The sequence below is a fragment of the Tatumella sp. UBA2305 genome, assembly GCF_002345795.1.
Classification (GTDB): Bacteria; Pseudomonadota; Gammaproteobacteria; order Enterobacterales; family Enterobacteriaceae; genus Tatumella; species Tatumella morbirosei.
In genome coordinates this window covers 53,378-66,679 of record NZ_DDVT01000018.1, presented here as the reverse complement: position 1 = coordinate 66,679, position 13,302 = coordinate 53,378, and the positions used below count along the sequence as shown (strand labels likewise).

The following is a 13,302-nucleotide window of genomic DNA, read 5'->3' as shown; positions in this document are numbered from 1 at the left end:
AAATTCTAAGCCTGTTGACCTACAGGCAGTTATACCGGACATAACGCTGCTTTTTCCCTTGCCAGCTTGTTCAGTCAAATTTTTGAAAAAATCCTGCATACCTCTATATACCTGCCCATACGTTAAAGCAGAGAAATAATATTTTTATTGCCTTGATTATACTCATCATTAAGGAAATAAATTATTAAAACTCTAAAATATACCTTTATTTCAGGTAGCCAGGCATACACAAAATCTTCATTGATAACCACACTTTGGCAATTCTTTAATACATTGTTGACAATGATTTACTATATACTTTTCATCCTCACCGATAACTTATCGCTTCGGATTATATCTTTTAAATCAATATCTTCTCAGTCATGTCAGCGATAATAAATGAAAAAAAGCATTAACCCTCTATGAAAAAAACATTTTATTATAACATTCCAAGCACCTCATAGAATATATCTTTTGTGTAAGGCTGGCTGCCATTTTCATGAAAAATAATGGCCTTTATTATTGCAATAACCATCTGATTCCGGGAAAGATCCAGGATATAAAACTTGTCTACACCTATAATGCCGGAGATGTTATCAATATAATCATCGGTATTATTTTCATCCGGAGGGGCCCATCGATTAATTATCGAAAAAAGAGTATTCAATCCATATTTTATCTGATAGTTCCTCAAAATAACAATCATCGCCCTGATACCATACTGAGGAGATATAAACTGACAAAATTCTGTATCCGTTCGCTCTGAAGGTTGAACAAGCCCCAGCCATTCATCACCCCATCGTATATTTCCGGGGTTGTTATTTCTAATGCCTCTCGATATTTTTCTCATAATAATCGTATTTCTATAATATTTACGTTAATTTAAATTCAACGGCCATTAATCTATTTTTGTCTTATCATTTATTTGAGTCTTCAACTGAATCACACCCATTATAATCGTCCGAATAGTTGATCCTCCTATAAGCCCGACACAACCGCCAGTAGCAATCGATAACGATTTGTTATTGAAATCGCAAAAATATTCAAATGAAGAAAGAATAGTAAAAGTCAACAAACTACAGAGTAATGACTCAAGGAAAAGAAGCTTCCAACTGCTGTTTATACAGGCCATTCTCAATCCTGAAATAACCGCTGATATGATTATTGCGATACCATCCTCATCAAATGACCACCAGCCCTCAAGAGAACTTATCAAAGCAGAAAAATATTCAATGTACATTTATAGCCTCCATTCCATTGAAATAAAACAGTATATTTACCCAACCATCACTGGATGTAGTTCGATATCACAGCTGGTCATTTACGATAAACGCAGGAATTCATGAAGTCCTTCCTGTCAATATCTGTAATGATAAATAAAAACCATAATCCATAAGTGTTCAGCACTTAAAACAGGACTGTTTTATAAAAAACAGCCTGTTCTATTTTACTGATATATATAAAAAAACAATCACTCTATCTTTAAATGATTATTTCCCTTTTAATAATCTCCACACATCATTTATTCCGGAGTTAAGGTCAGGGCGATCGCCCTTTGTCCACCACTTAGCCCGATAGACTGCTCCTTTCCAACTGACTTTCTCAAAATTCTGCGGATCGGCTCCATAAATGGTGTTCGCATTCCACTCCGGAATCGTTGGATCCGAAATCGGATCCTGAGCCGGATAAACTGTCAGAATGAAGGTATCAGAGGTAGACTGTGCTCCCTGACTATCCTCAACAGTCAGAGTAAACGGATATTTAGTCATTTCAGAAACTACAGGTGCGCTGAAGACGATTGTTTCCGCATTTTCATTCTCTACGTTAATACCATTTGGGATATTCCAGTGAAATTTTAAGACCAGGTCTTCTTCATCTGTAGAATCCGAGCCAGAGAGCTGAATACGGCTCTCCGGGATGACTCCCATATTAATAACAGCAACCGGAGGATGGTTTTCACTATCCCCATTTTCGTCCCCATTCCCTTCATTATCCCCTCCATTGTCCTCGTCATCCTCACTACCATTATCATCAATGTTAATTCCGTAGAAATACAATGGTTCCATCTCGATGATTTCATTAGCGACTTGATATCCAAGTCCTTCCCGTGCGGCATTAACTAATACCCCGTTATCCTGGTCTATCGTCCAGGTAAAAAGTCCGCCAAGTTCTCTTTCAGCAGCATATCGACCCTTCTCTCTCACCGAACGAGGGGTTTCGATTGACATGAATAGTTTGCTATCCGGGTTATAAAGATAGTCAGCATTCGCGACCATATCAGTATAGACATTGAACCCGTTACGCCCTTTCCTGCCCTCTAAATCCAGATAGTTGTAAATCAGGTCATACCACTCAGTACAGCCTGATTCGAAAGTCCCCGTTGTCGGAACAACTTGCGTACCCTGCCAGTCGCTAATAGTCTTACACTGATAAGAACCACTTAATGGCGAGAAACTGTCAATTTTTACTGAGGGTGCATTACGTGAATAAGCCGCATAGCCAATATTAATACGCTCAGAAGGGAAACCTTCTGAAATCAGATAATCCACTATGGTATCAATGCCCAGACCACCCTGTGCTAAGGCATTAAGATTAGTATGATGTGTCAGTGTTTCTGCCCAGGGTACCCCGAAGAAGTCGTAGGTCATGACATTAATGCCATAAAGACCCGCCTTTAATAACTCTTTTACATTCGAACCTTCGAAAGTTTTAATGACTGCAGAGGAAGCGATAGAAACCCTGACGTCGCTACGATTAATTTTTGCCAACTGCCTGATCACTTCAGCAATAAGCAGTGCGTAGTTTTTACCGTCCTCCGGGCCTTGTGGGTTATCAAAACCATTAGCGGCGGGATACTCCCAATCAATATCCACTTCACTGAACATAGGGAATTGCTGGAACAGCTTACACAGACCTAAAGCAAAGCGCTCACGTGAGGACTGATCACGGGACATGTCATGGAACAGATTACTCATGGTCCATCCACCGATGCTCATGGAAAGTACCAGGTTATGCCCAAGATCTTTCGCCTTTTTCTGTAAATCACGTAGTCCGCCGACAATCCCTTTGGTCGTTTCCTGAGTGACTGTTGCGGGGTCCAGATTCCAGCCACTTTCGGTAAATCCACAGTTACGGTAGGACTGAAAGTCACCCCAGGTATCAAGAAAAGTAGGTTCAAAAAGGGTCGCTCCGACTTGTCCTGCAGCGACCTGAATGGTTTGCCCTTTATGCTTATTATCTGCTTCTGCGTTTTGCTCCGCAGCATTACCGACAATCCCCAGGAATCCCAAAATAATTTTATCATACGCTGTCGGTGATATATTCGTCAGGTCATAACCACGCCCACGTTGAGATTTTTCTGCTGTAGGCGTGTCTATCCTGGCATCATATTGTGACCAGTCAGTATAGTATCCAATAACCTTAGGCTTATTCTTGCCTTTATATTGGTTATAAACCGGTTTAGTCACACGTGCTGATGTATAACTGAATTTTTCAGTGTCGGTGGCTGCTATAAATCCATCCATTTTATAACTTGTTTCAGTTGCGCTGTCCGTTTTAATTAATTTAGACATGGTTTTCTGACCTCCAGATTATTAGATTATAAGAAGATTTATTTTGAAAATTTAATCTTCAAAGAACTCAGAGGACATCTCTGCTGAAATCCTGCTGAGGACTAAACCCTAAGGATTTCACAGGGAAAGTTAAACTCACATTCGATTATACTTTTTGTTAATGAATGATAATCACTCTATCGATATGGAGAACCTGATTACATGCAAATTATAGAGCACAACGAACCCTGGAACACAAAAAGTAATTCACATTCAGATTATTATAAGCAGCATAAACCCTTACATAAAAATAAATGTCAACATGGTAAAACTCACGAAAACTCATGATATTTTTTAACCTGGTCATCATATGGATATATTATTCCACCTAAGAAATCTACCCATTTATAAAAACAACTTACAATTCCATCCTTCTGAATACATTAGCTCAACTTAAAAAATAAAAACGCCAGTCAAATATGCCATTTCCCTTTTTTATAACAGCCAGTCTCTTTTCAGCTATCAGGCCCGGACCTTCGTGTTGAGATATCTTAATTGTCACAGGTATACCTATACTCTTCAATTTCGCTCTGACTCTGTAAGCCAGTTGTGATACAGTATTTAAAGAGACTACACATTTTCTTGCTCCCCAGACATAACTTATCATGGTGTTATAATCGGCATCACCTCCTTTCACATTGATAAGCAGGAATTCAAACATTCGATATTCATGTTTTGTCAGAACAACATCACCGCCGTTAAATGACAGGGTGTTTTTTTTCACAATAAGCATAGCTCACCTTTTATGTAATTTACTATCATGATGCGGCAATAGTATTTCAATAACATTTACGGTGAAAGAAATATATAAAATAAAATCCTCAACCTTGACTCATCTCTAATCCTATATAATTTCCATGTAAGTTCAATTTCTGTTAAATTACACTGGGTTATTATCTACCGCCTCCCCCTTTATAAGCTCCTGCCATTGTTTTCAAAAAAACATTAATATCCTTATTGTAAGCAATCAATGAGCTATCTCCATGGTAATCATTAACCTGGATTCTCCCCCTGATTTTATAATCAATAATTATCCCGCAGATGTGCGATATCCTGAGCACTTACACTCACCTTCAAGGAAATTAAACTCAGCCAGGACATCTTTGAAGTCACCAGGATAAGATAAATCACATACTATGTTCAGATGATAAGCGGCTGACGTCAGATAAAACTGGTTAACCGCGGTAAAATAATCTCCTGTTAGTCTCATTAACCCCCCTCATAATAATGTTATTGTTTATAAATAACCTGAATAATGAAAGCTGGCTTAACTTTATCGGACAGACCGTACCACTGTGAATAAATCACATCCGGTATGAAGTGAGACCCGGAGTTGAAAATAACATAACGAATGTTGGTGAATTCCGTACTAACTAAAATTTATAAATATTCCCTCCACAGATACCCTCAATGTCAGTTTAAAAACCTCTGAGTAACTTTCTGAGATATCAGGGCATCTCAACATCACTTTGCCAAACCATAGCCATTGTTTAGTGACGCAATAAGTATTGATAAAGTCCCGGCTCTTTCTGGCCGCGGTAATTTTTTATTATTCCCGAAACTCCGCTGACAAAATCTGGTCATTATTTCTTATTATCAAATGGATAAGCGTTTAAGATTTTTCATAAGAAAATATCCCTAAAATTATTATCCGGACAGTCTTCGTCATGCCCGGGGTAACCTGTTCTAATGACAGGCTATCCCGGGTAGGGAGATGAGCCTCATGACAGTTGTGAGCACTGCCTTATCAGCATCTGAAAAGGAATTACTTTTCGTTGTATGTGTCAGGGAAAATCAGATTCAATATAATTGCGGTAATCCCGCCGGCAGCTATACCCGATGAAAGCAATGTTTTTAACCACTCCGGCGCAAACTGCAGAATTAAAGGCTGCTGAGCAACACCTAAACCAACAGCCAGAGATATGGCAATGATCATAATTGCCCGACGGTCCATTGTCTCACGTGAGACGATACGTACGCCAGAAGCCGCAATAGTTCCAAACATGACCAGAGTTGCGCCCCCCAAAACGGGTTCGGGTATATGTTGAACCAGCCCACTGACAGCCGGGAATAAACCGAGCAGAATCAGCATCAGGGCTACCAGAAATCCGACATAGCGGCTGGCAACTCCGGTCAGTTGAATAACACCATTGTTCTGCCCGAAACAAGAGTTTGGAAACGTGTTGAACAATGCCGATACACAAGAATTCATGCCATTGGCCAGGACCCCGCCTTTCAGACGTTTCATATACAGAGGACCCTTGACCGGTTGTTCTGATACATCAGATGTAGCCGTAATGTCACCAATAGTTTCCAGTGAAGTCACCATAAAGACCAGCATCAAAGGCAGCAGCAAATTCCAGTCGATTCCAAGTCCGTAGTAGAGGGGTTTCGGGATCATGATAAGTTGACTGCCTGAGTCTGGCGCACTGACCGGTAACATATTCAGGCACCATGCCAACAGATAACCAATGGCCATAGCGATAACCAACGATGCAATACGCAGATACGGATTCTTCTGGCGGTTTAATAAAATAATACTTATCAGCACCACTCCCGCCAGCAGAAGGTTTTTTGGCGCACCAAACGTATGATTATTCAGCGCACTGTATCCCCCCCCTATCGACGTCAATCCGACCTGAATCAGTGATAAGCCAATAATCATGACTACAATCCCCGAGACCAGCGGTGTTATTACTCTGCGGGCATAGGGAAGAATGCGTGAAAGCAGCATTTCGGTGCAGGAAGCCAGCATCAGGGTACCAAATAAGGCTGCCATCATGTCCGGCACATCAGTACCACCCTGTTTTAATGCCAATCCTCCCATGATCAACGGCGAAACGAAATTAAAGCTGGTGCCCTGAATGGAGAGTAAACCAGAACCAACCGGTCCCCAGGTCTTAATCTGTAACAACGAAGCAACGCCTGAGGCAAACAGTGACATGCTGATGATATGTCGGGTATCCTGAGCCGGGAGTCCAAGAGCCTGACAAATCAATAATGCAGGCGTAATAACAGCGACAAACATTGCGAGTAAGTGCTGCAATGCAGCAAACAAAGCCTGGGGTAACGGCGGTCGATCATCCAGGCGGTAGACTAATTCACTTCGGGATGAAGTGGCAGATTGTCGGTGAAGCGGTGCATCGGCAGACATGAACAACATTCCTGATTTCAGAAAAAAATCGATTGTAATTATCTGCCGGTTAAAAGCAAACGATTGCCAGATAAACCAGGACAATCCCGCTGTAATGAATGACAGGATATGTTTAGGCGCTGTCCTCTCAGGAGAGTCGATTGTTCACAAAGTGGTTGGATGTTACCTTATATCGTTTATTGATGGCCTAAAGGTCGGTATTATCTCAACCGGCTTTACCCGTGGGTTGAGTTCCGTACAGCAAGCACGTTTGCCGATAATTACGGGCCATCAGGGAACTATCATCCCCGGCACCCACCGGGTGAAAACTTCCTCTTCAGGGAGTTAATCAGGTATCTGCAGTTCAGATACACTTTTTAGTGGCTGATTAACACCACTATGCATGTTCAACATTGAGGTCTGTCAGAAATTCAGGCATAACAGGCAGTCGCTCATTCTCAGGATTCAGGACAGACAAAATGAAATTTATTGGAAAATTTTTCCTGATACTGCTGCTCATCCTGTTGCTGTTACTCGTTGCTGCCTGGTTTGCACTGAAAAGCACCTGGGGCGCAGGCACGCTCAGTCGCTGGATTAGCGACGATACTGCTTATCATCTGTCTATTGGCAGAATAAGGCATTCTTTAAGCTCGCCGTTGGTTGTTACCCTGGAAGATTTTACTTTCGGCAATGACGGACAACCGGCCATGGTAGTTGCCAGTAAAGTGACGCTGGGACTCTCTTTACTGCAATTCAGTGATCCGTCGCATTTTGACAGTCTGCAACTGAGCGACGGTGAAATCGACCTCGGGAACATTCGTCCTGGCACCGGTTTCCCGTTACAGGCCAATCATCTCTATCTGAATAACATCAACGTTGTTCAACCGGATGTCAGTAACAGCTATCAGGCTAATGAAACCACCGCGGAAATTACCCCCTGGAAACCCTCACAGTCCCAAATGCTGGGCAACAATTATAGTTTCCACATTGGCATCGGTCAGTTGATGCTGGGGCAGCAGCATCTGGCAAATATCAGTGCCCGCGGCTCAGTCTCGCCACAGAAACTGATGCTGGATAATGTTAACGGTGATGCTGAACGAGGCACATTCTCAGGTTCGGCTATTCGCGAAGCAGACCGCTGGCAAATCCGCCAACTGAGTCTGCAGAACACCCGGTTCCAAACCTCAAAAAGCCTGCCTGAGTTACTGGCGCCGCTGGAACAACACAATATTCAACCGGGCCAGGTGTCTGTCAGCCATGCCACCATTGTAGGCCCGGAATGGGCCGTGACCGACCTGAATCTGCAACTGGACAACCCGCAAATTCCCGATAGTACATTGCTGGTCGGGGGAGGGAAACTCTCATTACAGGCCAGTGACTTTGTCTGGGGAACCCAGGAATTCACCCAGCCTCAGGTGGCAATAGAACAAACGGCTCAGGGGTTGAATATCAGTAAGTTCACTACCCATTGGGTTAACGGCACCGTAACCGCCAACGGTATGTGGTCCTCTGAAAATCGGCAACTGGCAGTGGACAATCTTTCACTCACCGGGCTGGAATATACGCTGCCAGAGGACTGGCGACAGTTCTGGCAGGCTTCGTTGCCTGACTGGCTGGATTCGGTACTGATTCGTAACTTCACGATTAACAACTCACTGGTTATTGATATCAACCCTGACTTCCCTTTCCAGATGACAGCCTTGCATGCCTCCGGAAATCAGTTATTGCTGGCTCAAAATCACCAATGGGGAATCTGGTCAGGAGACAGCGAGTGGCAGGCCGCTGAAGCTACCTTTAACCGTCAGGATATTCGTGCCCCATGGCTAAAACTCCATGCCGATGCCCGTGGAATTAGTATCAATGACTTCAAAATGCTGGTGAATAAAGGGCCGATGGTAGGTAGTGCGCAGATCTCCCAGCAACCCTCACGTAACTTCAGTGTGAATCTGCGCGGGCAGTCAGTTCCGGTGAACATGTTTGCGGGCTGGGGATGGCCGGTAACCAGCGTGACCGGCCAGGGTAACCTGACTCTGAATGCCACCGGTAGTATTCAGGCTGGCAAACCGTTGGCCCCGACGGTGAATGGTTCACTAAGTATTGCTACGGATGCAGGTACGGTACAACAAACCATGCAAAACGGGAACATTCAGTAACTGTCTCGCGGTGAGATTCTCTGGTATGGAGGGCCGCACCGCGAGCAGGGCGACTTAATCAATCCCTGACCCACCCTGTTCCAGGGTCCGCAGCGGATCGGCAGGCAGAACAATGTAGACACCTTCAAATACCGCACCGGTTTCATCATCCCCGGACAGGGAAACATCCAGCCGGACTCTGGCCTTGCGACCGCGGGCCAGACGGTCCAGGTCACCACGCAATGATCCCAAATCCGCCTCAGCACCGGGACGCCCGGTAATCGGTTTACTGTAACGGATATGAGCATCCGCCAGAATAATCGTGCCTCCAAGGTGGCGTTCACGCAACAATAACCAGATCAGCCCCCAACCTGTGAGAGTTGCCAGTGAAAACAAGCTACCGGCGAATAAGGTGTGATGAGGGTTTTGATTACCCGCTTCCGGCATGGTGGTAATAAATTTCCGGCCGGTATATTGAAGTATTCGCACCCCCATCTTCTCACTGAGCGGAATATGATCATACCAGGCTTGCTGTAACTGCCCGCACCAGTCAGCACGATGCAGAATATCATCCATCGTCACTATCGGTTTAATCATCAGGAAGTGACGAATCGGGGTGGTTTGCGCCGCTGTGATCTCGCCCTGATTCACGTAGCCGAGCTTGGCAAAGAATTCGATGGCATCCTCCCTGGCACTGCAGGTCACCCGTTTTACCCCTTCCTGACGAGCGACGGATTCCAGAGTCATGATAAGCAGAGTACCGAGCCCTTTTCCTCTGACCAGCGGATCCACCGCAACAAACCGGATAGAAGCTTCATTATCGGCATTAATATACAGCCTTCCGACTGCAACCGGCTGATCATTTTCATCCACCACCATCTGATGATGTGCTGTGGCATCCCAGGCTTCACGTTCGGAGCCTTCGGGTTGTTTCAGTGGCTTACGCAGCATTTCCCAACGAAAATGAAAGTAAGTTTCCAGTTCCGGTGGCGTTTGAGGGACGCGTAAATGGTACATAAACTGATTCTCCCTGTTGCCGGATGCATTCGCCGGCGGAGCGACAGCCAGAGGTTCATTCATACCTGTAACCAGAAGGTTACCGGTCCGTCATTAACCAGGCTGACCTGCATATCTGTCGCAAACCGACCATTTTCAGTGTGTACGCCCTGCTTTCGACAACAGTCGCTGAAATATTCGTATAACTGCCGTGCCGACTCAGGGGTGGCGCCGCCTGAAAATGATGGCCGCATACCCTTTTGTGTATCCGCTGCCAGGGTAAACTGGGACACCACCAGCAGGCTGCCATTTGCCTGTTGCAGACTCAGGTTCATTTTCCCCTGGTCGTCACTAAATACCCGGTAGCCCAGAACCCGTTCAGCTAAGCGCTGTGCTTTCTTTTCATCATCATCTTTTTCAACCGCCAGCAGAACCAGCAAACCAGCAGCTATCTGCCCTGCAATTTCACCCTCTACAGTGACGCAGGCTCGGGTAACCCGCTGTATTAATGCAATCATGAAGCGTCAGACCCTTCTTTTGGAGATTGTTTTAACTGGCGATAGTGCTCAATAGAGACCGTAATCTCAGCGCCGAGTAATACAATACACCAGGTCCAATACATCCAGAGAATTAATATTGGAATTACCGCCAACACGCCATAAATCATCTGATAGGAAGGAAACATCGTGATATATAACGAAAATGCCTTCTTACCGGCTTCAAATAACACCCCGGCTACTATTGCCCCGGTCAGGGCATCCAGTGCAGCCACCTGACGAGTCGGAACTATGCTGTAAAGCAGCCAGAAAGCCAGTACCGACAGCAGTAACGGGAACACCCGTAATACCGGTTCCAGTAGACGGATAACACCGCTGTCATTGATCCACTGAGCAGAAAGCAGAATGGAGCTCAGTGCCAGGCTGGCCCCTGCCAGTAATGGCCCGAGTGTTAAAACCATCCAGTAAACGGCAAAGGAGAAAACCAAAGGCCGTTTGGTCCGGCTACGCCAGATGGTATTCAGAGCACTGTCAATGGAGTGCATTAGCAATAAAGCCGTAATAATCAGCCCGATAGCCCCGACCGCAGTCATCCGGTTCACATTACTGACAAACCTTTCCAGATAGTCTTCTACCACCGTGCCAGCTGCCGGCACAAAATTACTGAAAATGAAGTGCTTAAACTGCACACTGACTTCTGAAAACACAGGAAACGCGGCAAACAACGCAAAAACAACAGTGGCCAGCGGGACCAGGGCCAGAAGCGACACAAAGGTCAGATTACCGGCATGTACCGTCATATTATCTTCATCTATCCGTCGCCACAGAACGGCCAGCCATCGGAGTGGAATCTTCATCGGTAATCTCATGCTGTTGAGCTCGCTGCTGACTACAGAGACACAGGGTGGCCGAAAAGCCCCGGCCCCGTGAGGATTTTCAGGAATGTACTGCCGATGAGGCAAACCATTGCCCGATAGTCTCTGGTCCGGTCACCAGCACACTGTGGATTCCTGCCTGTCGGGCCGCATCGATATTGGCCTCATTATCGTCAAAGAATACGACCTCGTTGGCAGTCACCCCTTCTTTTTCCAGCACGGCCTGGTAGATCCCGGGTTCAGGTTTACGCATTTTCAACTGCTGTGAGAGATAAACTGCATCCGCGGCTGCGCTAACCTGGGGATACTGCTGAGGCCAGAATTCACAGTGCAGATTATTAGTATTCGATAAAATAACCACCCGGTGTCCCGCAGCGCGTAATGCATTCATCTGCGCCAGCGTGTCATCTCGCAGACCGACAAAAATCGCCTGCCAGCCTGCGGCAAACTGGTCATAACTCAGATTCACTTCCAGTGTTTTGCAGATGAGTTCTGCAAACTGTTGATCCGATATCTCACCACGTTCGTGCTGTTCAAAAGCTTCATCGAAGGTAAAACGATTTTGCAGCAGCGCTAAAGGCACCCCACTTAAGTGGCTCCAGACGCCCAGTGCACGATTAAAATCGATATCAACGATGACGTTACCCAAATCAAAGATGTAGAGCATAGTCGCCTCCCTGGTCACGAGTGATCTATTCAATGTAGCGGCAAATTGTCCGGGTTGACAGAAAAGACAGTCCGGAAAAAAGGTTTCAGATTTCGATAAAGAATAGGGTCCGCCAACTGAGCTGTGACCGGCCATGTAACATCCGAAAATCACACGACAAATCGGGTCACTGAAATAACCTTTTCAGGACAATAGTAGTCCATCCGGTACAATTTCAACAAAACGGGCTGCCGTAAACCGGACATATTTTCATCAACCGGTGGAGCTTGTGACCCGTATATTCTGGCCTTATGCCACCAGTCGATCACTTCAGACAATATGCATGGCAGACCGGACAAAGCATTACCTGCTGGTTTAAACAGGGATAGCAGAGGGTGGCTGACAGACTCAGGCTAATTACCAGGTGACGGCAAGCCTGTCACGTCTTTTGAGACCAACCCGGTGGGTTCATGATTTTTCCCTGCAGCAGCTGAGGCCTGAAAGTAACGTAAAAAATCGATAAATCCCCGAACACGTGCCGGAACATACCGGGTGTCAGGGTAGACAGCAAAAACCCCCTGTGCAGGAAACTGCCACTCCGGCAACACGACTGATAATTTCCTGCAAGCCAGGTCTTCTCTGACCAGCCATTCCGGCAACAACGCAATCCCGCACCCAGCCAACGCAAAAGCCCGTAAGGCAGAGGAATTATTTGCCGATAATTTTGCCGGGTTTTCAATAGTCAGCAGGACCTGTTGCCCTCCGGAACCTTCTAATGTCCAGTGCAGAGCATCCGTTAATCCGTCATGAATAATCCAGTCGGCTTTAGCCAGTGCCTCTAAGGAGTTCACTGAGTAGCGTTCCAGCCAGCATGGAGAGGCTACCGCCAGAATCGCAAAACGATCAATAAGTGCCGCACGGTAACGTGAGTCGGCCAGGGTTCCCAACCGGATAGCCACGTCGAAGCGTTCAGCAATCAGATCGGCCGGTTGCGATGAAGAGGAAAAATGTACGCGGAGCTGTGGATGCTGACTGGAGAATGCCGCCAGGGCAGGCACTACCTGCATCTGACCAAACTCAGGAGTGCTGGTGACTCGTAATTCACCACTGAAGCCGCTGTGAACCATCCGCACATCACTGGCCAGCATTTCTGCCTGCTGAAGCAGTTGCTTGCCGCGCAGATAAAAGGCATCACCGGCTTCCGTCAATGCCAGCCGGCGTGTGGTCCGCAGCAGCAATGAAACCCCCAACTCAGCTTCCAGCTGACGAATATTAAAGCTGACGACCGCTTTCGTCTGGCGCAACGTCGCCGCCGCTGCCGTAAAACTGCCGGATTCCACCACTGCAATAAACATCGCGACACGCTGCAGGCTTAGCATTTATTCCCTCATTATTGTCAAAATAATTTTGACAGTTTATCACCGCCAGCAGCA

11 protein-coding genes are annotated in these 13,302 nt (G+C 45.8%); 1 reads left to right on the top strand and 10 read right to left on the bottom strand.

All coding sequences use genetic code 11. The annotated features are described in order from the left end of the window. Window positions 1-418: 418 nt before the first annotated feature. The 5 genes from B3Z23_RS11260 to B3Z23_RS11240 all read right to left on the bottom strand — a co-directional run bounded on the left by B3Z23_RS11260 (window position 419) and on the right by B3Z23_RS11240 (window position 6,744). Window positions 419-829 carry a structural protein gene (locus B3Z23_RS11260; RefSeq protein WP_294909520.1) on the bottom strand — a complete coding sequence of 137 codons (411 nt, stop codon included), beginning with the start codon at window positions 827-829 and terminating at the stop codon, window positions 419-421. Window positions 830-877: 48 nt separating this feature from the next. After that, window positions 878-1,219, bottom strand: a complete 342-nt coding sequence (locus B3Z23_RS11255) for a phage holin, lambda family (protein ID WP_294909518.1) — start codon at window positions 1,217-1,219, stop codon at window positions 878-880. 250 nt (window positions 1,220-1,469) lie between these two features. Further along, window positions 1,470-3,551, bottom strand: a complete 2,082-nt coding sequence (locus B3Z23_RS11250; protein ID WP_294909516.1) for a glycosyl hydrolase family 18 protein — start codon at window positions 3,549-3,551, stop codon at window positions 1,470-1,472. A gap of 427 nt (window positions 3,552-3,978) precedes the next feature. Further along, window positions 3,979-4,323, bottom strand: coding sequence for a helix-turn-helix domain-containing protein (locus B3Z23_RS11245; protein ID WP_294909514.1), 345 nt, complete (start codon window positions 4,321-4,323; stop codon window positions 3,979-3,981). Between the two features lie 1,032 nt (window positions 4,324-5,355). After that, a complete protein-coding gene (locus B3Z23_RS11240; RefSeq protein ID WP_294909512.1) occupies window positions 5,356-6,744 on the bottom strand; it encodes a uracil-xanthine permease family protein in 1,389 nt (462 codons plus the stop codon). A gap of 458 nt (window positions 6,745-7,202) precedes the next feature. Between B3Z23_RS11240 and B3Z23_RS11235 the strand changes: the two genes are divergently transcribed. Continuing rightward, window positions 7,203-8,876, top strand: coding sequence for an AsmA family protein (locus tag B3Z23_RS11235; RefSeq protein ID WP_294909510.1), 1,674 nt, complete (start codon window positions 7,203-7,205; stop codon window positions 8,874-8,876). A 54-nt stretch (window positions 8,877-8,930) separates the two neighbouring features. On the opposite strand, the gene fabY is transcribed toward B3Z23_RS11235, so the two are convergent. The 5 genes from fabY to B3Z23_RS11210 form a co-directional block, all read right to left on the bottom strand. Next, complete coding sequence (fabY, locus tag B3Z23_RS11230) at window positions 8,931-9,872, bottom strand: fatty acid biosynthesis protein FabY (protein ID WP_294910243.1); 942 nt, start codon at window positions 9,870-9,872, stop codon at window positions 8,931-8,933. A gap of 59 nt (window positions 9,873-9,931) precedes the next feature. Beyond that, entirely contained in the window at window positions 9,932-10,369 is a 438-nt protein-coding gene (gene dtd / locus B3Z23_RS11225; protein WP_294909508.1) for a D-aminoacyl-tRNA deacylase, read from the bottom strand. Then, window positions 10,366-11,217, bottom strand: a complete 852-nt coding sequence (locus B3Z23_RS11220) for a virulence factor BrkB family protein (RefSeq protein ID WP_294909506.1) — start codon at window positions 11,215-11,217, stop codon at window positions 10,366-10,368. Before B3Z23_RS11220 ends, dtd begins: the two co-directional genes overlap by 4 nt. A gap of 67 nt (window positions 11,218-11,284) precedes the next feature. Beyond that, window positions 11,285-11,890, bottom strand: a complete 606-nt coding sequence (gene yihX, locus B3Z23_RS11215) for a glucose-1-phosphatase (RefSeq protein ID WP_294909505.1) — start codon at window positions 11,888-11,890, stop codon at window positions 11,285-11,287. A 392-nt stretch (window positions 11,891-12,282) separates the two neighbouring features. Next, the gene (locus B3Z23_RS11210) at window positions 12,283-13,248 is read right to left on the bottom strand and encodes a LysR family transcriptional regulator (protein ID WP_294909503.1); all 966 of its coding nucleotides are present in this window, start codon (window positions 13,246-13,248) and stop codon (window positions 12,283-12,285) included. Between the last annotated feature and the right edge of the window lie 54 nt (window positions 13,249-13,302).